We start from the raw sequence: 24,540 nt of genomic DNA on the forward strand, positions 1-24,540 counted from the left end.
TCTCATGACATGCAGTAATCGTAAGAATTCATGCGGAGTTAGAAAAACTTGATACAGAGATATAACATTCTGCTGTTTGACGGGTTTTCGAACCACTGTCTGGCCAGTTTCGTCGAACCGCTGCGCGCGGCAAATACCCTAGCAGGGCAGTCGCTTTATACGTGGCGATTCTATTCGATGGATTGTGCGCCGGTTCAGAGTTCCAGCGGGTTGCGGGTGACGCCGGATGGGGCGCTGGGGGTTGAGACCGGCGATGCGCTGGTTGTGATGCCGTCCTACGGATACCTTGACCTTGCAGTGCCCAAAACTGCGCGCGCGCTGCGTCGGGCCGCGACACGGCACGCAGTGCTGGCCGGTCTGGACACAGGCAGTTGGTTGCTCGCCCACGCAGGTCTGTTGGAAGGGAGCCGCGCGACAATCCATTGGGATGAGCTTTCGCGGTTCGAAGAGGCTTTTCCAGAGATTGACGCGGTTCAGGAACGCTTTGTGATCGATCGCAACAGGATCACCTGTTCCGGCGCGATGGCGGCTTATGATCTGGCAACAGCGCTGATTCAGGCGGATCACGGCCCGCTTTTGTCGATGGAAGTTGCCCATCTGTTGATGAACCGCAGTGAGCCGGGCACCGCGGCGCTGCCGATGAAATCCGAAGACAGTCTTGTCAACAGAGTTCTGAACGTCATGCAAAACGCGTTGGAGACGCCGGTTCAGATCACGGACATCGCGCGGCAACTGGGCTGTTCACAGAAGAAGATCGAAATACGGGTGCAGGCTGAACTGGGAACGACCCCGCAGGCGCTCTATCGTCGTTTGCGTCTGAATCTGGCACGCAAGCTGGCGGCCGAGACCCAGCAATCGGTGGCCGAGATCGCCAGCCGCTGCGGATATGAAAACGCAAGCGCTATGACGCGGGCGTTTCGGTCTGAATTCGGGCTGACACCGACCGCCTATCGAAACAGCGGTCAGAGTCAGGCGCGCATCCGCGCGAATTCCGGATCATAGGGTAAGGGGGCAATCACCTCGGCCTCGACCATCTCGCCGCACAGGTCAAGCTGCATCCGGCTTCCGGGGGCCGAGAGGTCCGGTTCGACGAAACCGTAAGCAAGGTTCAGCCCGGTGCGGTGTCCCCAGTCGCCTGACGTGATTGTGCCCACGACTTTGCCTGCTGACATCAAGGACGCTCCGCCATGCGCGGAGGCCTTCGTCGTATCGATCTTCAGGTTGACCAGTTTCTTGCGGGCCCCCTCTGCCTGACGTTTTATCAACGCCTCCCGGCCAACGAAATCGCCCTTGTCCAGCTTCACAAACCGGTCCAGCCCGGTTTCGAATGGGTCGAATTCGGTCAGCAGATCGGCCTTCCAGTGCAAAAAGCCCTTTTCCATCCGCATCGAGTCGACCGCGCGCGCGCCAAACAGCTTTAGCCCATGCGCGTCTCCGGCCTGTCGCAGGGCCAGGTAGGCAGCATAAAGCGCGTTGTTCGGAACGTGGATCTCATAGGCCAGTTCGCCCGAGAAGCTGATGTTCAAAACCGTGGCCGGGGCGATGCCGACAAAACACTCGCGCAAGGAAAGCCAAGGGAAAGCATCGCGCGACCAGTCGCCGCGCGCGCAGGCCGACAACACGTCGCGCGCCTTTGGTCCTGCGAGGACCAAAATCGTCTGATCGTTGGTCAATGAGTTCAGTTGCACATCCTCATCGTCACGCAGATGCGCCCGCAACCAGTCCATATCGTGATACTCACTGGCCGCTGCAGACCCGTACCAAACCCGTGCCGGTCCGCGATCACTGGCGGGCAGGTTGGCGATGGTGGCCTCGGCCTTGACCATGCCGTGATGGTTGAGCAGATAGCCAAGGCCCACGCGCCCATCGCGCTTGGTCACCGGCCCGCAGAACATCCGGTCAAGAAACGCGTGACGGTCTGCGCCCGTGACCTCAATGCGGTTGAAACCGTTCACTTCGGCCAGGCCGACATTGGTCTGAACGTTCTGAATTTCGGCTGCGATCAGATCGAAAGCCTCATCGAAACCGAAGCTCAGTGAGGGGTGAAATTCGCCCGAGGGCTTGATGTAATCGACCCGCTCCCATCCACTTACAACGGTAAATTCGGCCCCTTCGGCGGCCAGTACCGGTGTCAGCGGAGTGGTCTTGGCCGGGCGACCCGCAGGGCGGTGTTCATGAGGGAAATGAAAGCGGAATTCGTTCTGATAATCCTCGATCGCCTTCAGTGCGGTCAGCTCCACATTCGCATGGCCGGTGAACCGGCGCGGGTCGAGGCACCAGGTGTCATAGCAAGCTTCGCCATGAACAATCTGCTGCGCCAGCAGCCAGCCGTGGCCGCCACCTTCGCCCAACCCGGCGCGCAGACCGATGATGCAGAAGGCGTTGCGTTTGCCGGGGATCGGGCCAACCAGAGGCGCGCCGTCAATCGTGTAAGTGATGGGGCCGTTGACGACGGTGTGAATGCCCACCTCCATCAGCGCGGGCATTCGGGCGAAAGCGCCCTCCAGCACATCTGTTACGCGGTCCAGATCATCGGGGCAGAGCGCGTTTACAAAGTTCGGGTCGATCCCGTCCATGCCCCAGGTTTTGCAGTCTTGCTCATAAAACCCGACCAGTAGTCCGTTCTTCTCCTGTCGGCAGTAGTAGTCGCTGATTGGGCAGCGCAGCAGCGGCATGCGGTGACCCGCCTCGCGGATGGCGGGGATCTCTTCGGTCAGAAAATATTGATGTTCCATCGAGGCGATAGGGTGATGCACACCCATCATCGCGCCGACCTCGTTCACACGATATCCGCAGGCGTTGACCACGATATCGCAGTCAATGTCACCATGTTCGGTGTGAACGGTCCATGTGTCGTCCTTATGCTGGGTCAGCCCGGTGACAGGCGTGTTCCGATACACTTCGGCCCCGGCTTTGCGGGCGCGGCGGGCCAGAGCCTGACACAACTGCGCCGGGTCAATATCGCCGTCCAGCGGGTCCCAGAGCCCGCCCAGCAGGTTTTCGGTCGAGATCAACGGATGCCGGCGCGCGCATTCCTCGGCATCGATCACTTCGAAATGCACATCCATCCCGCGCGCCATCGAGGCGAAGTGGCGATAGCCCTGCATCTGTTCCGGCGTATTGGCCAGACGGATACCGCCATCGCCATGATGATAGTTGATCGGATAGCCCGGGTCCTCGGCCAGTTCCTTGTACAGGTTGATCGAGTGGGTCTTGAGCCCGACCATGGTCTGGTTCATGCCGAAATTGGTCACCTGTGCAGCAGAATGCCAGGTGGTGCCGCTGGTCAGCTCATTGCGTTCGACCAGCACAACGTCGCTCCAGCCTTCGCGGGTCAGGTGATAGAGCGTTGAACAACCGGCGATACCGCCTCCGATGACGACCACCTTGGTGCGCGATTTCATGCAGGGACCCTCCGGCTGGTTTGTCGGGATTAGTCTGGTTGCATCAAGGGTTTGCAAGGTATTGCGTAGCAGTAATCAAAATATCGAAAGAGAAATTAGAAATATTGACAATAATGCGACTTGCGTTGAACCCACGGGCCAAGACCTTGTTGTATGCGGTCACTAAAAACGGGCGAAAGGGCGGACATGGAAGCGCGCCAAGGGAAGCGGGCGGGCCGGAAGGGCCGACTGGCACAACGGGCTGAAAAACCGGCGCTTGACCCGTGCCCACCCGGACAGCCGGGCGGCAGTTACAAACCGCTTACCGAGGCTGAGCTGGAACGCATTTATTCGACGGCCCTCGATCTGCTCGACAGATTGGGAATGGGCGAAGTGCCGGCGCGGCTGCATGCCGATCTGCTGGCCATCGGCGCGCGCGACACGGGCGAGGGCAGGGTGACCTTCCCGCCGCAGCTTGTCGAACAGGCCATCGATCAGGCGGCCAAGACCTTTGTTTTGCACGGGCGGGATGAGGCGCGTTCGATCGAAGTGGGTGGCAACCGTGTGCATTTCGGAACAGGGGGGGCCGCAGTTCAGACACTTGATCTGGAAACGGGTCTTTATCGTCCTTCGACCCTGCGTGATTTGCACGATTTCACTCGGCTGCAGGATGTGCTGGCCAATGTCAGCTGGTTCACCCGGTGTTGCGTTGCAACTGACGTGCCCGAGACGTTCGATCTGGATGTGAACACGGCATACGCTCTGATCAAGAACACCACAAAACCCACAGCGACCTCATTCACTTTGGCCGAGAACGTCGCCCCGATAGTCGAGATGCTGGATATCGCTGCCGGTGGACCGGGCGAGTTCTCGAAGCGACCCTTCATGAAGGCGCATATCAGCCCCGTGATCTCGCCGATGCGCTATGGCGAGGATGCGGTGGATGTCGTCTATGCCTGCGTCGAACACAATATACCGATGTCGTGCATCACCGCCGCGCAGGCCGGGGCAACCGCGCCTGCAACGCTGGCGGGATTTCTGGCCCAATCGCTGGCGGAGACCTTGGCCAGTCTGGTGATGGTCCATGCCATCCAGCCCGGATTTCCGATGGTGTTTTCGAACTGGCCGCTCGTGATCGACCTGCGCACAGGCGTGTTTTCGGGCGGCAGTGGCGAGACGGCGGTGTTGAACGCGGCTTCGGCGCAGTTGTCGAACTGGCTGGGGCTGCCGTCAGGTGTGGCCTGTTCAATGACTGACGCCAAGGCTATTGATGCGCAATACGGGGTCGAGAAGGGGCTGACCTCGATGGCGGCAGCGCTGGCGGGGGGTAATCTGATCTACGAAAGCTCGGGCATGACAGCGTCTCTGTTGGGGGCCAGTTTCGAAGGCTTCGTTCTGGATGACGAGATGCACTCGAACACCTATCGCGCCCTGCGAGGGGTCGAGGTGACCGAGGACAATCTGGGCTTCGACGCCATTTGTGAGGCGGTTCTGGGTGAAGGGCATTTTCTGGGCGGTCAACACACCTTTGCCGCGATGGAACGGGACTATTTCTATCCATCTCTGGCGGACCGGGATGAGCCCCGGACCTGGGCCGAGAATGGTGCACTTGATGCGCGGTCCCGTGCACGCCGGAAGGCGCAGGAAATCTTGCGGGACCACCGGCCAAACTATCTGACACCGGAACAGGATCGGATGATCCGGCAGCGATTCAATATCCTTTGAACGACGCCGGGCTACTCGACCAAATCGAAACGATCACTCAGCCACGGGTAGTCCGCATGAAGCGGTGCAAGAATGCGGTCCCGGATCAAAATCCGTGTTTTGGTGTCGACCAGCTCGATTACCGACCGAGAACAATCGGGTGTCGCGACGAGCGCAAGCGTGCGTGAAAAGCTCTTTCCCGGGAAAGGATGCATTTTCAGCTTTGGCTGAAACCTCTTGGCGCGTGAGAACAACAGGGGTGTCGTGATGGTCCACCCAGCCCCGGCTGAGACCATGGACATCAGGGTCTGGTTGTTGCTGCATTCAAACTTGTGAGCGGGGGAAAAACCCATCCGGCGCAGCTGTGATTCAATTTGTCGCGCGATGATCAGCGTGCTGGAAAATCGCAGAAACGGCAATTTGGTACGCCCTTCAACGATATCGGTCAGCGACTCGTCACTTACCTTTGGCAGCACGATGACGAACGGATCGCGCAAAAGCGGGCGATCCTGAAGATCGGGCATCTTTTCTGTGGGCGTGGTTGATATCCCCACATCCAGCTGCCGGTCACGCAACATCTCGATAATCGCGTGGCTGGAATCCGTGTGATAGAGAAAATCGCAGGTGGGCATATTGGTGGACAGATACACCGCCAGCTCAGGTATGATATCGCTGTCGAAATCCTCGATCGTGCCAAAGCGCAGATAGCTGGCCTCGGCAATGCTGCCGGCCGAGGCTTCGGCTTTGGCCTTTCGGATCAGATGCAACGCATCGTCGATATTGCGCAAAAACGCATGGCCTTTTGGCGTCAGCACCATCGGCCTGCGCGCGTGATTGAACAGCGCGACACCCAAATGATCCTCGAGATTGCGCAAATGGTGCGAGATCGTGCTGATCGTCAGCCCGGTTTCCTTCGCCGCTGCCTGAAGCGAACCCTTCTGGGCGCAAATCTGAAACAATTCCAGCCACTTGAGGCTGAGATCCTTGGGGGCAGTCTGGCGCGGCATTTGGGGTGCTTTCGTGGTGACGGGCGGATCACCAGTAAAACATGAGAGTTATACTATCAGAAAGTCTAAAATACAGGCTTTTGGCGGCTCTGGTTCTTTCGAGCCTGATGCGGGATGCGCCATCAACGCATCCCGCTTGTATTTCAAATCAGCTCTCGCCTTTGGGCTCAAGTGCCTGCAACAACGTGCCAAGGTTGTGCTGGAACATTGCCAGATAGCTTGTGGCGGGGCCGCCGCGCTCGGACAGCGCGTCAGAGTACAGGCGTCCTCCGATCTCGATCCCGGTTTCATCCGAAATCTGCTTTACCAGTGCCGGGCTGGTGATGTTTTCAACAAACAGGGCAGCGACCTTTTCGTCGCGTAGCTGTGTGATCAGCGTGGCAAGTTCTTGCGCCGAAGGTTCGGCTTCGGTGTCGATCCCGACCGGCGCGATAAAGTTCAGGCCGTAGGCATCCGCCAGATACCCGAACGCATCATGCGCCGTTACGACTGTGCGGCGATCAGCTGGCAGTTCGGCCAGTTTCGCTTTGGTCTCGCTGTCCAGCTTTGTCAGCTCGGCAATATAGGCCTCGGCATTGGCGGCGAAGTCATCTGCGCGATCCGGCATCGCCTCGGACATCACGGCGGTAATGTTCTGGACATAGATCACGCCATTGGTCAGCGCATTCCAGGCGTGGGGGTCGATTGCGCCGTCAACCTTGACGGGGATGACGCCTTCGGTGGTGACGAATACCGAAGCTTCTGTTCCGGATTCGGCGATCAGAGTATCCGACCAGGTTTCGAAACCCAGGCCATTGACGAAGATCAGATCTGCCTGAGCCACCGCTTTCGCATCTTCTACGGAGGGCTGATAGACATGAGCATCGGCATCAGGGCCAACGATGGTGGTGACATTCGCATGGTCACCCACGACCTGTTCGACCATATCGCCTAGGATCGAGAAGCTGGCGACGATGTTCAACTCGCCCGCAGCGGCAGGCAGGCTGGTCAACGCAAGAAAGGCCGAGGCCAACCCGGCGGAGATGGATTTGCAAAAGGTCATTGAGGTCTCTCTTCTGCTGAGGATTGTGCCAAGGAGGCGTTTGTTTGGTCGGACGGCTTGCGCAGTCGCCCGCCGAATCCGAGGGGTCCCAAGAGGGCCGAGATCATGAAGAACGCGCCGGCGGTCAGCACGATGGCAGGGCCGGAAGGTGTTGCGGGGAACAGATAGGACAAGGTCAGCCCGACCCAGCAGCTTCCCAGTGCAAACAGAAAGCCAAGGCCCAGTTGTCCGGTGATGGTGCTGGACCAGTATCGCGCCGATGTCGCGGGCAGGATCATCAAGCCCACAGCCATCAATGTGCCCAGAGTCTTGAATGCAGCGAGCAGGTTCAAAACCAGCAACAACATAAAGGCCTGTTCGATAAGCCATGGGCGTTTCGTCTGGGCCTCGAAGAACACGGGATCGCAAGTGCTGACGATCAGCGGTCGCAGAAGCACAGCAAAAGACATCAGCGTGAATGTCGCGACAGACCCGACCAGGATCATCGAGGCATCGTCGATCCCCAGGATCGACCCGAACAGAAAGCTCTTGAGTGGCACCGCAGAGCCCGCGGCCGACAGGATGAATATACCGACCGCCAGGGCGATCAGATAAAGTGAGGCCAGGCTGGCATCGCTGCGCAGGATTGTTTTGCGGGCCAGAAACGCCGTCAGGATGGCCACGCCGACCCCGGCGATCAACCCTCCGATCAGCAGCGAAAAGACCGACAGCCCCGCTGTCACGAATCCGATGACGACGCCGGGCGTGATGGCATGGGCCATGGCCTCTCCGGCAAGCGATAGGCGGCGCAGAACCAGAAAGGCCCCGACCGGAGCGACAGACGCGGACAGCACCGTGGTTGCCACGAAGGCGCGGCGCATGAAGGCGAAGCTCCACATCTCAGATAGGATATCAAGCATGACTGCCTCCGGACTGCACGCCTCGGAACATCCAGGACACTTGGCTTGCGGAAAGATAATTCTGCGCGACAAGGCGGTCAGGGGTCAGAACCGTGTCGACCGGCCCATAGCTTGCAGTCTCACCGCCCAGCAGCAGCGCATGGCTGCAATGGTCGAGAACCGAGGACAGGTCATGTACGACCAGAACCACCGCACGCCCTTCCTCGCGCCAGCGATCGATCAGCGTCAGCAGATGAGCCTCGGTGCTCTGATCGACGGCGGCAAAAGGCTCATCCAACAAGATCATGGGCGCGTCCTGCATGATCACACGGGCAAACAGTGCACGCTGCAACTGGCCCCCGGATAACGTGTGCAGCGACCGGTCTGCAATGTTCAGGACCCCGGCTGCATCCAGCGCCGCATCAACCCGCGCCTTGGTGTCACGATCCAGACGTCCGCGCAGGCCGAACCCTTTCCAGGCCCCCATCGCCGCCAGGTCACGGACCCGGATTGGAAAGCGCCGGTCAAACTCGGTCATCTGCGCAAGATACCCGATCTCGCGCGGTGTTCCGCTGGGCCAAGTCAGTTTGCCCGCCAATGGGTCCATCAGGCCCATCAACATCTTTACAAACGTGCTTTTGCCCGAGCCATTGGCGCCCAGCACGGCCAGCGTCGACCCGCGCTCGATATCCATCGACAGGCCACGAAACAGCGTAAGTCCCGGGTACCCGAGCGCCAGATTGCGGATTTCCAGCACCGCCGACATCAAAGCACCGCCAGAATGCAAAGCCAGAGGATTGCGGCCGCAATCAGGGCGCAACCGATCAAGGATGCGATGCTCATATTCGTCAGACAGAACCCGCGCATTTTCAGCGATCGCCCGCCGGAGTCACTGCGGCTCATGACGTGCACGCTTTCGGTTGTACCAAATACGCGATGCGGTTTTGGCCAAAGCGGCCATTTGGGTCTAGCCCATGATGTTGAGTATCGATTGTCCGACGCATCGCCGCCTCCGCTGAGACGGGGTCGTGGCAGAACGATGATGTAAGTCAGCGGCTGGCGCTTCAAACATTTATCTCTCCCTCCGGGACACCCCGCCCGGTTCAGTTTATATTCGGATGGCAGGTCTCCTGACTTGCGGATCATCGCTACCCCGAACCTTCCCAGGCTTCCCCGCTTCGGGGGCCCAGTGGTTTTTTCGGGGTCGCTCTCCGCTTACAGTTGCGGGGGCAGTCACGGAATTGGTGGCCTAGATCGGCACCGCACCGCGTTCCCATTTCATCTCGCCGACTCAATGCCGTTGAGAACCATCGCAGGCAGATAACGTTGCACGCGTAAAATGGTCAAGGATCAAATTGGCGGTAAGGTTTGAATGCATGTTACAATCGCGGGTGTCTCTGGGCTGGTGTCAACGACGCTGTCGCATTCGCGGGATGAAGTGCCTTAAACAATCACTTGGGGCGCCGCAGAAACGCGATGCCCCAAATAATGTTACATCTGAGGCTAACGCCCCGGTGTTCAGGTTAGCGAAGGACCACCACGCTGCAGTTGGCATGCCGCACAACACGCGCAGCCGTGGAGCCGAGAAACAGATCTGAAAAACCCGGGCGGTGCGAGAAGACAACAACGCAATCGGGTTTGTGCTTCTTCTGCCAGCTCAGAATCGTGTTGGTGGAATGACCTGCGACCACATGGATCTCAACCTCCTCCGAGCCAAGTTCTTTGCGCAGGTCGTCCGAGACCCCATCAATGCTCTTCTGCATCTGGTCTTCAGGGAAGTACGAGCCGATGTAAGACGGCAACTCTTCCAGAATGGACAACACGGAAATCCGACCACTTTCGTTCAGCAGTTTTTGTGCTGCAGCAATTGCGGGACCGTATTCCGAACCATGTCCTGGCGCGACGGGAACAAGTATGTGATTGAACATCTGATTTAGCCTTCTACTTCAGCGCGTTGGGCAACCAGGTTGCGATTTCCGGGAAGATAAAGATCAACGTGAGGCCGACGAACTGCAACACCACGAAGGGGCCAACCGAGTTGTAGACATCGCCCATGCTGACGTCCTTGGGCAGCACCCCTTTGATCCAGAACAGAACGAAGCCGAACGGTGGTGTGAGATAGGCGATCTGGATGTTCACGATGAACAGCGCGCCGAACCACAGTTTGTCGATCCCCAGCTCATCCACGATCGGGATGAACAGCGGAGTGCACAACAGGATGATGGCCCAGTCGTCCATCACCATGCCCAAAATCAGGATGATCAGCATCATCATCAGCAGGATGCCGGTCGCCCCGCCAGGCATGGACAGAACCAGGTTCGTCAACAGATCCTGACTGCCCAGCGTGTTGAACACATTAAGGTAGATCGTGGCACCGATCAGGATCCATAGACCCATACCGCTGAGCTTGACCGTGGAAACCAGAGATTCAACCAGAACCTCTTTGGTCAGTTTGCCATAGATGAAGTTGATGATGAATGCGCCTGCGGCACCAAAGGCTGCCGCTTCGGCCGGAGTGGCGATGCCGCCCCAGATGACACCCAGCACAACAACGATCAGCAGAGCGAAGGGCCAGATGCTCAGCACAGCGCCAACTTTTTCCCGCGCTGTAAACTTCTGATCTGCGGGCAGGGCAGGGCCCAGCTCTGGCTGAATACGGCAACGGACGCCGATATAGATCGTGTAGAACGTCGCCAGCATGAGGCCCGGCATCAAACCGGCCATGAACAAATCACCGATCGAGACCTTGGCCAGCAGACCGTAGAAGATGAACGGAACGCTTGGCGGGATCAGTGCGCCCAGTGCGCCGCCCGCAGCAATACAGCCGATGGCGATCTTGCGGTCATACTTGTACCGCATCATCGAAGGGTAGGCGATCTGTCCCATCGTAGTGGTTGCCGGGGGTGTGATACCGGTGATGGCTGCGAAAACGGTACAGACCTGAACGGTCCCCATGGCCAACCCGCCATGGACATGCCCGATCAGCTTGTAGACCGCGTCATAAGCGGCCTCGGCTATGCCGGAAAATCGTATGAGCGACCCCATGAACAGGAACAGAGGGACCGTCACAAGGATCGAGCTCCACGGGGTAGAGTAGAATGCGCTCGGCACGGCCAGCAGGGCGCGTGGTTCGATCAGCATCGCGAACATGACGGCTGTTCCACCCAGGCCAAACGCAACCGGCAAGCCCATGAACAAGATGCCAAAAAGAACAAGAAAATAAAGTAATGTGATGAGTTCTAGGCTCATTTCGTTTTCCTTACCATTGGCACCAGAGGGTCATGAGGCGCGTCGTGATCCAGATGTCCCGACCTGTGTACGTCTTATCTCTGAAGGGGATGGATTGGCCCCGGGAAGGGGGCCAATGGTGCGGCGCTTGACCGTTTACCAATCACGCGCCGCAATTGGTTTGCTTAGTTCGAAGCGGCCTTGTCGGCCAGGAACCGCTTGTAGATTTCAACGCCTTCTGCGTTGCCTTTCGAGGCAGCGGCAACCTGCGGCCAGACTTCTGCGATGGATTTCTCACGCATCCGGGCGACTTCCTCATCGCTCAGATAGATCACTTCACCGCCGGCATCCTGCAGGATTTGCAGCGCTTCTTCCACGCCTTCCGCATGCAGACGGCTGGTTTCAAAGTAGGTGTCTTTGAACACGCTGTCGATTTGCTCGCGCTGCCAGTCGGTCAGAGCGTTCCAGCTTTGCAGGTTCACAAAGATTTCCTGGTGCTGGGCCGGGTTCCAGCCAGGCATGATCGCATAGTCAATCACTTCCTGGAACGACATGTCATCGATGCCGCCGGTATCCCAGTAGGTGCCTTCGATCGTACCCAGCTTGATCGCTGTATAGATTTCACCACCGTTCATCGACACGGGCGCGCCACCCATGGTCGAATGGAAGATCGCCTGCGGGCCACCGGCGCGCATCTTGTGGCCTTCCAAGTCTTCCAGTTTTTCGACGCGGAATTTGGTGAACATCGCGTTCGGACCCTGGTTGGTCCAGCCAACCCAATGCAGGTTCCGGGCATTCGCCGCAGCCTGAACGATGTCGCCTACGCGGTAGTCAGGGTTGCCCCACATCACTTCCCAGGCTTCTTCGGTGTTGTTGGCCCCCATGGCCATACCGAATGCCAGCATGCCTTCGGGCATGTCGCCGCCATAGACCGAACCCCAGCCGGCATAGCCGTCTGTCTGACCCGCCGCCGCGGCAGCAAATGCCTCGGCGCCGCTGACCAGCGCGCCTGCGGGCTCAACACGGATTTTGACGGTGCCTTGCGTGGCTTCCTCGACAGCTTCGACCCATGGGATCAGACCGTTGTCCCAGCCTGCGTCGGTTTGGTCAAATGCAGGCTGGAAAACCCACTCGGTAACCTCGTCTGGCGGACCTTCGGCGGCGGCGGCACCTGCGCTGACGGCGAGTGCGCCCGCCCAAAGCGTGGCTTTGATAGATTTTTCAATCTTCATTTGGAACTCCTCCCTTTATGTTGAGCTCGTGTTTGTTGATGTGGTTATTATTCGGTCCCACAAGAGCGACGGGGTTAACCCGCCGATTGCCCGAATATTGTTTGAAGGTCGCGGATCAGCTTCCTGAGAACGATCAGCAGAACCAGAAAACCGCTGACCGGGATTGCGAACTTGATCGGATAAATCGGGATGGGAACAGCAGTAGGTGTCCACTGGTTCAGCATCATCGAAAGAGAGCCCGCCTCGTATCCCTTCCAGATCAGGACCACCAGAAACAGGATTGCGACCGGCGCGGTAAGCACGTCGAGAATTGCCTTCTTGCGCGTGCTTGCATTGGCGTAAAAGAGGTCAAGCTTCACGAAGCTGTCATGGCGCAGGGCGTAGACACCACCAACGCAGGCCAACAGCACCATTGCAGCCTGCAAGGTCGTCCCGATCCACTGCGAGGGCGCATTCAAGACATACCGCATGAAAACGTCGGACACACCGAACACCATGCAGTACAAGATCAGGAGCCAACCGATGCGCCCCATGATTTCAGAAACCACATTTGTCACAGCCTCAAACGCGCGCATAAACATGATTGCTCCTCCCTAGGTGAAGCCTTGGTTGCCCCTTGTTTGCGCGTTGTCTGGCAAGCGCTGAGGTCTGTTTGGCTCCGATCCCGCCAAGCCGCACAGCCCAGCATTTGTTTATGTGATTGATACAACAAGTAGCCTGCGAGAAGAGAAAGGTACAGATTAAAAAAAACGTGGATACAGATTGGTGTCCTCACAAAATACTGAAAACAAACAGAACCTTGCGTTATTTGACACCTTTCAATCTCCCGATCATCCGAGGATTGACGGGCCTGAAAGGTTTCGATCGCAGGATGCTGCGGTTTCTTCTTCATGGGCGATGATTCAAATTCCCCGCTGTTTTGGGGTCATCGGGAATCTCTTTCGCCGATAAATTGTACTCAGCATCGGCAGCCAGATTCCCGTCATCAATTGGCACAAGCTCGATGCCGTTGCACAACGCGATTTTGATGTTGTCAGGGATCGATCTGGCGTTGGCTCAGTTTCTCGGCATCAATTGCTTGTCGCAGTTCCTTCAGACCGGGTTCGATCAGGTTGGTTCCGACTGCTGCAACCCCCAATCTGAAAGTTGTATCGCCGCCGGGTGCGGTGGAAAAACAAGGCTCTGAGGGCTCGATCACCACACCTTTTCCGCGCGCAAACTCCGCGATACGCGCTGCTTTCCGCCCCTCGCGACTGCGGAAGAAGAAATTTGTGCTGCCGAATTCCTGCCGGACTTCGAAATCCGGAAACAGGTCATTGATTAGCGCCGATGCCACAGACCATCGCTGACTGAACGTTTCATGCAGCCGCGAGCGAAGCCCCTCGTGATATCCAAAGCGCAGGAAAAGCGACGCGGTGTGTTGCAGGATGTGGGGCGGGTGCCTGATCATCATGCCACGCATGGCGCGCGCTTCACGCACCAGTTCTTCCTGAGCCACCAGATAACCCAACCGCAACCCCGGGGCGAGGCTTTTGGACAGGCTGCCGGTATAGATGACGCGCCCCCGCGCATGACCGCTGTAGAGCGGGGGAAGGCTTTTGGAGTTGAAGTCCATATCGCCTTCGTAGTCGTCTTCGATAATCAGAAAGTCCTCTCGTTCCGCGCTTTCGAGAAGCTGCGCCCGACGGCGCGCCGACATCGACAGGACAGTCGGTAGTTGTCGGCTGGGGGTCACAAATACAAGGTCACATCCGGCGAGCCGTTCGTCGACAACCAGCCCTTCGCGGTCGACGGGAATATAGCGGACCTCGTCAAAGGTTTGTTCAAAGATGTTGCGGGCGTCGGTATAGCCCGGGTCCTCCATGGCCACGACGCGGCCAAAACCACGCAAAAGCGTGGCTACGACAAAGATGGCCTGTTGCGCACCCATTGTGACAAGAACGTTTTCAGGCTGGGCTGAGATGCCCCGCATGGGCAACAGCCGGGAACAGATCTGTTCCAGAAACGTCTCGCAATCGAGATATTCGTTGTCGCTGGTCCAACGGCTCAGATCGCGGGAATTCAGCGCCAATCGTGTACATTCTCGCCATTCCGACAGGGGAAATTTGCTGGATGCGATTTGGTTGCAGACGAAGGGATAGGTATAATTCGGCCAGTCCGAGGGGCGCGAGATACATCCCGCAGTCGATGGCAGACGGCGACGTGTTATGCGTTCTACGATATTGGGCGATTTAACATCGTCCTTGGCCGAGCTCGGCGGCTCCATGCGGTTGACTTCAAGGGCGACGAAATAACCCGATTTCGGCTTGGACAGGATCGCCCCGTCATCCATGAGCTTGGAATACGCGCCCAGCACGGAATTGATGGATACATTGAGGTCACGGGCCAGCGCCCGGCAAGAGGGCAGTTTCACGTTCTTGCGTAGATAGCCGTTCGCGATCAGATCGGCGATGCCCGCGTGAATCTGATCGCGAACGCCAAGTGGCTTTAGGCGATCTACGGTAATCGTATTCAGGATCGTCGCGGTCGAGCGCTGCGTGACTGCCCGATCGAGCCCGTCGCGCGGGTCCGTCACGGCGGGCTCGTTCTGGCCAGAACCGTAGCCTCCATCGGCGATGGCACGGTTCAGGCCGTTTGTTTGCTTAGGTGGTCTGTGCATGGTTTCCGAAGTAGAGAAACTCCTTGGACATTCCCTTTACCTCACCAGCTTCGAGTTGCAACGATGCACTGTCAAGCATCTTGTAACTCTGCTGAGCTTTGACCCATTCGTCCGCGTCTTGCAGCGTCGTCAACGTATAAGACGTGGTCTCACTCAGATAATGAGTGGGGATGACTATGTTGGGATTGAGGCGCTCGACGATGTCATTGCCTTGTTGGTAGTCGAGAATGTGTTGCGACCCATCAACAGGCAAAGTCAACACATCTACACGCCCGATTGCGTCCCAGAATTCCTGCGGAGGATTGTGCCGGTTGTCGCCCCAGATCAAGGTGCGAATTCCGCCGGTCTCGACAAGATAGACAACCATGTCCATGTGGCTGACATTGTCCGGTGGGCAGGCATTTACGCCGAATTCCCCCAAGGCGTTGGTCCAGTCATACCAACCAGGGGCACGGCAGACATGCTTGTCTGCAAAGCCCGTGATCTTCAGGTCCGCAAACTCGAAATTGCCGACCATGCGATCCAGGACCATTGTCGAGACAGGCCGATGAATGGCGTCGTGATCAAAATGCGTGTGGGTGGACATGCAGATGTCTACCGGAGTTTCCGGGAACTCGTTCTTGAACCACAGGCCCCAGGCTCCCGACGGATCGTCGCGCCAAGGATCGAACAGCACGGTCGCGCCCCCGGGCGAGGTGATCTTGATGGCGCAATGCCCGTAGAAATCAACGCCAACGGCGCCGTCCACCGCCTGACCGGTGGTCGATTGCAGGTCAATGACATGGTTGTTGTTGCCCGGCTGCGTCCAGTCCGTCGACTGCGCCTTGGCTGACGTTGTGCTGAGCAGGCTTGCCGCGCCGCCAACACCGGCTGCACCAGCTGCCATAAAGAACGAACGACGCGACAGGCCGGGGGCCAGATCGTCTGTGTTTCCGTTCTTGAGCGTAGGTTGCAGGTTCAGGTCTTCTTTTTTGTCCATGGAGTCCTCCCTTGCCGACACCATTTTTGGTGTTCGCAAAAAGGCTAGCATTGGATCGGAATTCCCGAGCATTGGAAAACCATGGGTAAAACATGGGGGATTCCCCCATGGTAATTAGCGCAACGCCATCAGTTCGGTTCGAAGGTTTTTACCCGATTTCCGCAACCCCAACTTGTCCCGAATGTTGTTGCGATGAAATTCAATCGTGCTGTACCCCCGCGACAGCACGCGCGCAATATCCTTAGTTGAATGCCCTTGAATGATCAGCTGCGCAACATCCTGCTCCGAAGGCGTCAGTTGCTCGAACACTGTCAGCAAATGTCCGGACATGTCTGCTGTAATCTGGCCCAGATTGGTTTCGACCATTTGCACATAGCTTTTGGCCGTCGGGTCATCTTCAACCCTCGCACGCAATTTCGTCAAAGCAGGCAGTACCATACCCTTGATCTGGGCCACAAAATGCGCGTCATATTCATCGCGCGATCGTTCAACCCGGCGCAACAGGACCTTCAACGCAGCGTTGGATTCCTCGAGGTCCCGAGTTCTGTTCAAGACGCGCCGCTCTGTATTCTCGAGCGTGTCCTTCAGCGCCTTCTCAAGTTGCTTGCGCCGTTCGATCTCGACCAGAAGAGACAGGTCCGCCTCGATAACGCGTGCGAATTCTTCCAGACCCCGGCGAAACTTCAGCGCACGCGGGTTCTTGCGACGATCCAGCACACAGATCGTTCCGAAAATCGATTGATCGGGCCACCGCAACGGATACCCAATGTAAAAACTCATCCCGTGTTCCAGATCGTCATTGTCGGCCCATCGGGGGTCAGCGCAGGCGTCTTCGACGACAAGCTCTCCGTTTCGGATGACAGAATCGCAATAGAGCTTTTCGTTGAGTGTAAACGTAAGGCCCTCTTTATAAGGGTGTGTGTCGGATGGGTTGCGCAGATATACGGAATGCTCTGGGGCGTTGGTTATCATTACAAGGCTGGCGGGAACATCAGCCAGATTTGCAATGAGGTCGACAATGCTCTGCCAGTTCCGCCGCGTCTCTATAGGTATATCTGGCTTCAAGTTGCTGGTGTCTTGGTCAGACAGTTGCATTTCCCCTCCCGCTCAGCCCGGCTGACGATTCCGCCCCTGAATGCCTGGATTGGTCCGGGGCGGTTTGATCGCAAGCTTCAGGCATCGCGGGATTTCGGTCAACCGTCCGATGCGTAGCGAAGTCTCACCTTAACTGATGTTGTAAATCGAGGTCGGGCTATAGCGGATTTTGACTTCAACTGCGCCACGGGTGGGGTAGGGGTGTGTGTATTACTCTGACGTCTGTTTCAAAGAAGCCATCAGGTTGTGGAATTTCTCCCCCTGCACGGTGACATGGGCGCGCAGAGCATTTGCCGTTTCCTCGGGTTCGCCACTTTCAAGGGCCTGCACGATTTTTTCATGCTCAGACATTGACTGGGCCATGCGACCGCGAAACCGAAGCTGTTGCCGTCGGAAAGGTTTGAGCCGCCTGTGCAGCTTGGAGGCTTCTTGTTCCAGAAATGAATTACCGGACTGGTTGTAGATGATTCGGTGAAAACGCTCGTTTTCGACGTAGTATGTATCCGTGTCGCCGGCATCGACTGCCATCTGGCATCGGGTGTTGGCGTCAGTCAGGTCGTTCAAGGCGTCATCGGAAATGCGCAAAGCCGCCAATCGGCCGCAAACCGCTTCGAGTTCGGCCATGACCTCGAACATCTCCATCAGCTCAACCGGACCGGGCTGCCGGACAAAGGCGCCGCGACGCGGGATGAGGTCGACCAGACCCGATAAGGCAAGCCTCTGAAATGCTTCCCGAAGTGGGGTTCTGGAAACGCCAAACTGTTCAGCTAATTTGACTTCGTCCAGACGATCCCCATCCGGGAAAGTGCCGTCAAAGATCAGCTCTTCCAGGTCCTGGGCGATGGTATCAGCAAGGCGTTGGTCCATGACATTTAGCTTTACTCACGAATTGCTCAGAGTTCAAGAAATCTAATCTTGTATACAAAAACCTTGACTAAAAAAACATTACGCCCTTATGATTTTCAATATCCCCGGTCAGCCCGGGTCGAAACAGGGAGGAAATTATGAAAGCCATTCTCAAGACAGCCGTAGCTGCCATTGCACTTGCATCCGCAGGTACTCTGGCATCCGCAGAAGAACTGCGCCTGTCTCATCAGTGGTCGAACAAAGACATCCGTCATCAGGTCGCACAGATCGTGGCCGATGAGGTCGCAGCGGCCGATGTCGATCTGGAAATCAAGATTTTCGGCTCGAAATCGTTGTTCAAACCGCGCGAGCAGTACAAGCCGCTTAGCCGAGGGCAACTGGATATGACCGTTTTGCCGCTCAGCTATGCCGGAGGCCAACAGCCGGCCTATAACCTGACTTTGATGCCTGGTCTGGTGAAAAACCATGATCACGCAGCGCGTTTGGCCGATTCTCCCTTTATGGAAGCGTTGGAAGAGAAGATGGCCGAAGATGACGTGATGGTTCTGGTTCATGGCTATCTGGCCGGTGGCTTCGCGGGCAAGGATAAGTGCATCACCAACCCCGAGGATGTCGCAGGCCTGCAGACCCGCGCGGCGGGTAAATCGTTCGAGCAGATGCTGGCCGGTGCTGATGCCTCGATCGCGTCGATGGCGTCTTCGGAAATCTACAACGCCATGCAGACCGGCGTTTTGCAGGCGGCCAACACCTCGTCGTCGTCCTTTGTCAGCTATCGTATCTACGAACAGGTCAGCTGCTATACCCCTGCTGGCGATGTGGCGCTATGGTTCATGTATCAGCCTCTGCTGATGAACAAATCCACCTTCGACGGGCTGAACGAAGATCAGCAGGCCGCACTGCTGGCCGCGTCCGAAAAGGCACAGTCCTACTATCTGGAAGAGGCCAAGAAACAGGACGCTAACTCGGCCAAGGTGTTCGAAGAGGCTGGCGTCGAAATCGCTGAAATGACACCAGAGGATTTCGAAGCCTGGCGCGCGCTGGCGATGGAAACCTCCTACAAAGCCTTCGTGGAAGAGGTTCCGGACGGGCAAGACCTGCTGGACAAGGCTCTGGCGGTCGAGTGACCCGCTCTTACCGGGCGGTCTAGCCGCCGCCCGGCACCAATCTTCAGTTCTGATACTCTCTGATCTTCAGACTTAATTGCATCTCAATCACAGGAGGCGCAAATGGCTGGTCATAGCTCTGCCGTTGCTTCCCATACCGGGAACAATCCCTTTCTTCGCTTTGTCGCCGCACTTTCAACTCTGGCGGGCTGGTGTTCCGCAGGCATGATCGTCGCCGCTGTCGCCATCACCTGCCAGATGATCGTCGTGCGCTTTGTGCTGAATCAATCGACCATCTGGCAGACCGAAGCGGTCATCTATCTGGTCATCGCCGCCACCCTGGTTGGTCTGCCTTACGTGCAGCGCCTGCGTGGTCACGTAAACGTAGACCTGATCCCGATCTCGCTGGCGCCGCGCGCCCGGTTCTTCATGGCGATCCTGACCTCGGTTCTGTCCATCATCATCGTCTCGGTCATGCTGTTCTACGGTTACGAATACTGGCATTTCGCGTGGGAGCGCGGCTGGAAATCCGACACCGTTTGGGGAGTGCGCCTGTGGATTCCCTATCTTGCCATCCCGGTTGGCTTTGGCCTGCTGTTGTTGCAGCTGATCGCCGACCTCGTCGCCGTCCTGCTCGGCATCGATAAACCCTTTGGTCTGGAGTAAAGCCGATGGATCCCCTTCTGCTCGGCGCTATCGTCGCCATCGCCACCATTCTTGTTCTGTTCTCGGGTGTATCGGTCGCCATCGGTCTGCTGATCGTTTCGGCCGGGTTCCTGATCATCTTCGACGGCCCCCGTTCACTGGAACTGATGCCGGAGATTCTGTTCGGCAAGCTTGATAACTTTGCCCTTCTATCGATCCCGATGTTCATCATCATGGGCTCATCCATCGCCTCGACGAGGGCCGGGGCCGACCTCTACGAAGCGCTTGAGCGCTGGCTGACCCGCGTTCCGGGTGGTCTGGTTGTCTCGAACCTTGGTGCCTGCGCGCTGTTTGCCGCCATGTCCGGCTCATCGCCCGCCACCTGTGCCGCCATCGGCAAGATGGGCATCCCCGAGATGCGCAAGCGCGGCTATCCCGACGGTGTTGCTGCCGGTTCGATCGCCGCGGGCGGTACGCTGGGCATCCTGATCCCGCCGTCGGTCACCATGATCGTCTACGGCATCGCCACCGAGACCTCGATCGGCCGTCTGTTCCTGGCCGGTGTGATCCCGGGCCTGATGCTGGTGGGTCTGTTCATGGCCTGGTCGCTGTATTCGACCTGGAAATCCGGTGACGCGACCCGTCTGGGTTCCGGCAGCTACACTTGGGCCGAACGGTTCGAGATCCTGCCGCGCGTGCTGCCCTTCCTCGGCATCATTCTGGGTGTGCTTTACGCCATGTATGGCGGCATCGCCACACCGTCGGAAACTGCCGCTGTTGGTGCCCTGCTGTGTCTGCTGATCGCGATGATCATCTACAAGCTGTGGAACCCCAAGGACATCTGGGTCGTGCTGCGCGACAGCACCAAGGAAAGCGTGATGATCCTGTTCATCATCGCAGCCGCCGGTGTGTTCTCGTACATGCTCAGCTCGCTGTTCATCACGCAGGCGATTGCCGAGTGGATCGGTACGCTGGACGTGAACCGCTGGGTGCTGATGGGCGCGGTCAACGTGTTCCTGCTGATCGCCGGGTTCTTCCTGCCGCCGGTTGCGGTGATCCTGATGGCGGCACCGATCCTGCTGCCGATCATCACCACCGCTGGCTTCGATCCGATCTGGTTCGCGGTTGTGCTGACCATCAACATGGAGATTGGTCTGATCTCGCCTCCTGTCGGCCTGAACCTCTATGTGATCAACGGCATCGCGCCCGACATCTCGCTGAAGACCATTCTGACAGGCTCTCTCCCCTTCGTGGCCTGCATGGTGATCGCGATTGTCCTGCTGTGCCTGTTCCCCGGTCTGGCCACCTGGTTGCCTGACCTGGTGATGGGAGCAGCAGTATGACCCTGCTGGCGGATCTTCTGTCCACCGTGTTCGAGCGGCGCTATCGCCGCTCGGGCGCGGCGGCTCTCGACGGCCGACCGCTGACCGAACTGGCCGATGCGCTGGTCGGGTCAGCGGGCGAGACCTCGGGGCTGGCACTGGCGGAGGAAATCCTGACCCGGTTCGACACTCTGGACGACGATGAAAAGCTGGAGTTCTTCCGCTACCTCGCCTCGGCCATGAATATCGACCCCGAGGCGGTGCGGTCGTCGCTGGACGCATACGAGCGTGATCCCTCGAAAGCGACCTATCGCAGCTTTGCGGCTGCGGTGGAACCGGCCCGGCAGGAAATGATCCGCCGTCTGAATCGGGTGCCCGGTGCGACCGGCGCGTTGGTGCAGATGCGCGCCGATCTGCTGCGGCTGGGCGGCAAGGAACCGGAACTGCAGGCGCTGGACCTGGATTTCCGGCACCTGTTCGCCAGCTGGTTCAACCGCGGCTTTCTGGTGCTGCGCCCGATCAGCTGGGAAAGCCCGGCACATATTCTGGAAAAGATCATCGCCTATGAAGCGGTCCATGCCATCGATAGCTGGGATGACCTGCGCCGCAGGCTGGAGCCCACCGACCGGCGCTGCTTTGCCTTCTTCCACCCCTCGATGCCCGATGAGCCGCTGATCTTTGTCGAAGTGGCGCTGAACCAGGGTATCCCGGGCTCGGTTCAGGCACTGTTGGCCGAAGACCGTGATCCGCTGCCGCAGGATCAGGCGGATACGGCTGTGTTCTATTCGATCTCGAACTGTCAGGCCGGGCTGGCCAGCATTTCGTTCGGCAACTCTCTGATCAAGCAGGTGGCCTCGGATCTGGCGGCAGAGCTGTCGGGGCTGAAGACCTTTGTCACCCTGTCGCCCATTCCGGGCCTGACCAAGTGGCTGACGCAGGAAGACATCGAATGGGACGTCGAAAAGCCCGATCAGATGAAAGCTCTGGCGGCGCATTACCTGCTGAACGCCAAGGGCCGGGGCAACATGCCATTCGACCCGGTGGCCCGGTTCCATCTGGGCAACGGCGCGCTGGTTTATGCGGTTCATGCCGATGCCGATACATCGGACAAAGGCCGGGCGCAGTCCGGTGGCACCATGGTCAACTATCTCTATGACCTTGGCCGCGTAGCTCAGAACCACGAGCAATTCGCCAATACCCGCGAGGTCATCGCCTCGTCCGAGGCCAAGTCGCTTGCGGCGTCGGCCTCACTCACATCGACACAGGAAAGGTAACCCTTATGGCCAATCCTCTCTATGACGGTTTGTTCGGCGCTCATGCCGGTAAAGACACACCCTTTTTGCAGTTGCTCGACGGTTCGGTGATTTCGCACCAGGATTTTCTGAGCACCGCTGCACAGATCGCTCACGTGGCGACACAACTGGGCCTGAAACCCGGTGACCGCGTTGCGGCGCAGATCGAGAAATCACCCGAGGCGCTTGCGCTTTATGCTGCTTGCGCGCAGGCCGGTCTGGTGTTCCTGCCCCTCAACACCGCCTATACGGTGGATGAGCTGACCTATTTCATCGAAAACAGCGGCGCCGCGCTGATCGTCTGCGACAGCCGGAGCGAAGACAAGCTGGCCCCTGTGGGCGCGCAGCTGGGTGCCAAGGTTGAAACCCTGAACGCTGATGGCAGCGGCAGCCTGATGGATCAGGCCGCAGCCATGCCCGCCAGCTTTGACACCGTCGAGCGCGACGGCGACGATCTTGCGGCGTTCCTTTACACTTCGGGTACCACGGGCCGATCCAAAGGCGCGATGCTGACCCAGAACAACCTGTTGTCGAATGCACAAACGCTGGTCAAGGAATGGCGTTTCACATCCGACGACGTGCTGCTGCACGCGCTGCCGATCTTTCACACTCACGGACTGTTCGTGGCGACCAACGTCACGCTGGCTGCGGGCAGCAGCATCGTTTTCATGCCCAAATTCGATCTGGATGAGATCATCGGGCGGATGCCGGGCGCAACCTGCATGATGGGCGTACCGACCTTCTATACCCGCCTGCTGGACGATGACCGGTTCACCAAGGATCTGGCCGCGCATATGCGCCTGTTCGTCTCGGGCTCGGCCCCGTTGCTGGCAGAGACCCATGTGCAGTTCGAAGAGCGCACCGGCCATCGGATTCTGGAACGCTATGGCATGACCGAGACCAACATGAACACCTCGAACCCTTATGACGGCGACCGCCGCGCGGGAACCGTGGGTATGCCGCTGCCGGGGGTCGAGCTGAAAATCTGCGATTCCGATGGCAACGCCCTGCCACAGGGCGAGATTGGTGAGATCGAGGTGCGCGGACCCAACGTGTTCAAGGGCTACTGGCAGATGCCGGAAAAAACCGCCGCCGAGCTGCGTGAGGACGGGTTCTTCATCACAGGCGATCTGGGGCGCATCGACGAGGACGGCTATGTCCATATCGTTGGTCGCAACAAGGACCTTATCATCTCGGGCGGTTACAACATCTATCCCAAGGAAATCGAATTGGTGCTGGATGATCAGCCCGGCGTACTGGAAAGCGCCGTTGTTGGTGTACCCCATCCGGATTTCGGCGAAACCGTTGTGGGCGTGATTGTGGCCGAGCCCGGCCAATCCCCCGATCTGGATGCAATGATGGAGGCCGTGCGCAGCAGTCTGGCGCGGTTCAAGCACCCCCGCAAACTGATCCTGCTGGATGAACTGCCCCGCAATACCATGGGTAAAGTTCAAAAGAACATCCTGCGCGACCAGTACAAAGACATGTTCGTGGCCGCGTGACATGACCTTCCCCGACCATGCAGCCACTCTCCTCGAATATGCTGTAGGTCATACTTCAACGACCAGAGTGCGCGCAGCGCGCGGTCTCTGGTCGTTGCTTTTTTCGGAGTTACACTGATGTATCGGAATATTCTTGTCCCCGTTTCCTTTGACGCAGACCGCGACGTGGCGCAGTCGCTCCGTGTTGCACGGGCGCTGAGCCAGGAAAACGGCACCGTGACCCTGCTGCATGTGGTCGAACACCTGCCACAATACACCAGTGACTTGCTGCCCGAGAACCATTTCGACATCGCCAAGGCTGCGATCAGCGAGAAGTTGAAGCCCCTGCTGGTGGATATGCCCGATGCCGCGATTGAAGTCGTCGAGGGCCACGCTGGCCGCGGTATTCTTGACTATGCAGCTTCAAAGGATGTCGACTGCATCATTGTCGCAAGCCATCAGCCCGGCCTGCAGGACTACCTTCTGGGATCTACGGCAGCACGCGTTGTCAGACATGCGCAGTGTGCTGTTCACGTGATCAGATAAGCGGCATTGGCGGCGATTTCGTCGACTAAAATCGTACTCGTTCCCGGGGATTGGCGAGTATACCTGCGCGCCTTGGG

Annotated in this window: 21 protein-coding genes and 1 riboswitch; of the genes, 8 read left to right on the forward strand and 13 right to left on the reverse strand. The window is 58.2% G+C overall.

What is annotated here, in order from left to right; genetic code table 11:
• Positions 1–48 precede the first annotated feature (48 nt).
• Entirely contained in the window at positions 49–1,002 is a 954-nt protein-coding gene (locus tag ACR0K9_RS11995; protein WP_480823477.1) for a GlxA family transcriptional regulator, read from the forward strand.
• Here the strand turns inward: ACR0K9_RS11995 and ACR0K9_RS12000 are convergent.
• Positions 969–3,404: a GcvT family protein gene (locus ACR0K9_RS12000; protein WP_480823479.1), complete on the reverse strand. Its 2,436-nt coding sequence runs from the start codon at positions 3,402–3,404 to the stop codon at positions 969–971. The genes ACR0K9_RS11995 and ACR0K9_RS12000 overlap by 34 nt on opposite strands.
• A gap of 186 nt (positions 3,405–3,590) precedes the next feature.
• On the opposite strand from ACR0K9_RS12000, the gene ACR0K9_RS12005 reads away from it, so the two are divergent.
• Positions 3,591–5,108: a trimethylamine methyltransferase family protein gene (locus ACR0K9_RS12005; protein ID WP_480823481.1), complete on the forward strand. Its 1,518-nt coding sequence runs from the start codon at positions 3,591–3,593 to the stop codon at positions 5,106–5,108.
• An 11-nt stretch (positions 5,109–5,119) separates the two neighbouring features.
• On the opposite strand, the gene ACR0K9_RS12010 is transcribed toward ACR0K9_RS12005, so the two are convergent.
• The 12 genes from ACR0K9_RS12010 to ACR0K9_RS12065 form a co-directional block, all read right to left on the reverse strand.
• A complete protein-coding gene (locus ACR0K9_RS12010) occupies positions 5,120–6,094 on the reverse strand; it encodes a LysR family transcriptional regulator (RefSeq protein WP_480531002.1) in 975 nt (324 codons plus the stop codon).
• Positions 6,095–6,242: 148 nt separating this feature from the next.
• Positions 6,243–7,136 (reverse strand): metal ABC transporter substrate-binding protein, encoded by an 894-nt coding sequence (locus tag ACR0K9_RS12015; protein ID WP_480823483.1) that lies wholly within the window; start codon positions 7,134–7,136, stop codon positions 6,243–6,245.
• Complete coding sequence (locus ACR0K9_RS12020; RefSeq protein ID WP_480823485.1) at positions 7,133–8,035, reverse strand: metal ABC transporter permease; 903 nt, start codon at positions 8,033–8,035, stop codon at positions 7,133–7,135. Before ACR0K9_RS12020 ends, ACR0K9_RS12015 begins: the two co-directional genes overlap by 4 nt.
• Positions 8,028–8,780, reverse strand: a complete 753-nt coding sequence (locus ACR0K9_RS12025; RefSeq protein WP_480823487.1) for a metal ABC transporter ATP-binding protein — start codon at positions 8,778–8,780, stop codon at positions 8,028–8,030. Before ACR0K9_RS12025 ends, ACR0K9_RS12020 begins: the two co-directional genes overlap by 8 nt.
• A 337-nt stretch (positions 8,781–9,117) precedes the next feature.
• Positions 9,118–9,341, reverse strand: a riboswitch (cobalamin riboswitch).
• Between the two features lie 196 nt (positions 9,342–9,537).
• Positions 9,538–9,942 (reverse strand): universal stress protein, encoded by a 405-nt coding sequence (locus tag ACR0K9_RS12030; protein WP_480823489.1) that lies wholly within the window; start codon positions 9,940–9,942, stop codon positions 9,538–9,540.
• A gap of 13 nt (positions 9,943–9,955) precedes the next feature.
• A complete protein-coding gene (locus ACR0K9_RS12035; protein ID WP_480531012.1) occupies positions 9,956–11,263 on the reverse strand; it encodes a TRAP transporter large permease in 1,308 nt (435 codons plus the stop codon).
• A gap of 164 nt (positions 11,264–11,427) precedes the next feature.
• The gene (locus ACR0K9_RS12040; RefSeq protein ID WP_480823491.1) at positions 11,428–12,474 is read right to left on the reverse strand and encodes a TRAP transporter substrate-binding protein; all 1,047 of its coding nucleotides are present in this window, start codon (positions 12,472–12,474) and stop codon (positions 11,428–11,430) included.
• Positions 12,475–12,548: 74 nt separating this feature from the next.
• On the reverse strand, positions 12,549–13,055 hold the full coding sequence (locus ACR0K9_RS12045; RefSeq protein ID WP_480531016.1) for a TRAP transporter small permease subunit: 507 nt from the start codon (positions 13,053–13,055) through the stop codon (positions 12,549–12,551).
• Between the two features lie 452 nt (positions 13,056–13,507).
• The gene (locus ACR0K9_RS12050) at positions 13,508–15,133 is read right to left on the reverse strand and encodes an aminotransferase-like domain-containing protein (RefSeq protein WP_480823493.1); all 1,626 of its coding nucleotides are present in this window, start codon (positions 15,131–15,133) and stop codon (positions 13,508–13,510) included.
• Positions 15,117–16,112 (reverse strand): MBL fold metallo-hydrolase, encoded by a 996-nt coding sequence (locus ACR0K9_RS12055; RefSeq protein WP_480823495.1) that lies wholly within the window; start codon positions 16,110–16,112, stop codon positions 15,117–15,119. Before ACR0K9_RS12055 ends, ACR0K9_RS12050 begins: the two co-directional genes overlap by 17 nt.
• 114 nt (positions 16,113–16,226) lie before the next feature.
• On the reverse strand, positions 16,227–17,207 hold the full coding sequence (locus ACR0K9_RS12060) for a LuxR C-terminal-related transcriptional regulator (protein WP_480531022.1): 981 nt from the start codon (positions 17,205–17,207) through the stop codon (positions 16,227–16,229).
• 210 nt (positions 17,208–17,417) lie between these two features.
• Positions 17,418–18,074 carry a GntR family transcriptional regulator gene (locus ACR0K9_RS12065; RefSeq protein ID WP_480823497.1) on the reverse strand — a complete coding sequence of 219 codons (657 nt, stop codon included), beginning with the start codon at positions 18,072–18,074 and terminating at the stop codon, positions 17,418–17,420.
• Positions 18,075–18,211: 137 nt separating this feature from the next.
• Here ACR0K9_RS12065 and dctP point away from each other — a divergent pair, with 137 nt between their 5' ends.
• The 6 genes from dctP (at position 18,212) to ACR0K9_RS12095 (ending at position 24,463) form a co-directional block, all read left to right on the forward strand.
• Positions 18,212–19,198 (forward strand): TRAP transporter substrate-binding protein DctP, encoded by a 987-nt coding sequence (dctP, locus tag ACR0K9_RS12070; protein ID WP_480823499.1) that lies wholly within the window; start codon positions 18,212–18,214, stop codon positions 19,196–19,198.
• 102 nt (positions 19,199–19,300) lie between these two features.
• On the forward strand, positions 19,301–19,843 hold the full coding sequence (locus ACR0K9_RS12075; protein WP_480823501.1) for a TRAP transporter small permease: 543 nt from the start codon (positions 19,301–19,303) through the stop codon (positions 19,841–19,843).
• A 5-nt stretch (positions 19,844–19,848) separates the two neighbouring features.
• The gene (locus ACR0K9_RS12080; RefSeq protein WP_480823503.1) at positions 19,849–21,165 is read left to right on the forward strand and encodes a TRAP transporter large permease; all 1,317 of its coding nucleotides are present in this window, start codon (positions 19,849–19,851) and stop codon (positions 21,163–21,165) included.
• On the forward strand, positions 21,162–22,418 hold the full coding sequence (locus ACR0K9_RS12085; protein ID WP_480531032.1) for a malonyl-CoA decarboxylase: 1,257 nt from the start codon (positions 21,162–21,164) through the stop codon (positions 22,416–22,418). The genes ACR0K9_RS12080 and ACR0K9_RS12085 overlap by 4 nt, the downstream gene beginning before the upstream one ends.
• A 5-nt stretch (positions 22,419–22,423) precedes the next feature.
• Positions 22,424–23,938: a malonate--CoA ligase gene (locus ACR0K9_RS12090; protein ID WP_480823505.1), complete on the forward strand. Its 1,515-nt coding sequence runs from the start codon at positions 22,424–22,426 to the stop codon at positions 23,936–23,938.
• 117 nt (positions 23,939–24,055) lie between these two features.
• Positions 24,056–24,463 carry a universal stress protein gene (locus ACR0K9_RS12095; protein ID WP_480823507.1) on the forward strand — a complete coding sequence of 136 codons (408 nt, stop codon included), beginning with the start codon at positions 24,056–24,058 and terminating at the stop codon, positions 24,461–24,463.
• The last annotated feature ends 77 nt before the right edge of the window (positions 24,464–24,540 follow it).

Source organism: Ruegeria sp. L12 (assembly GCF_056531745.1).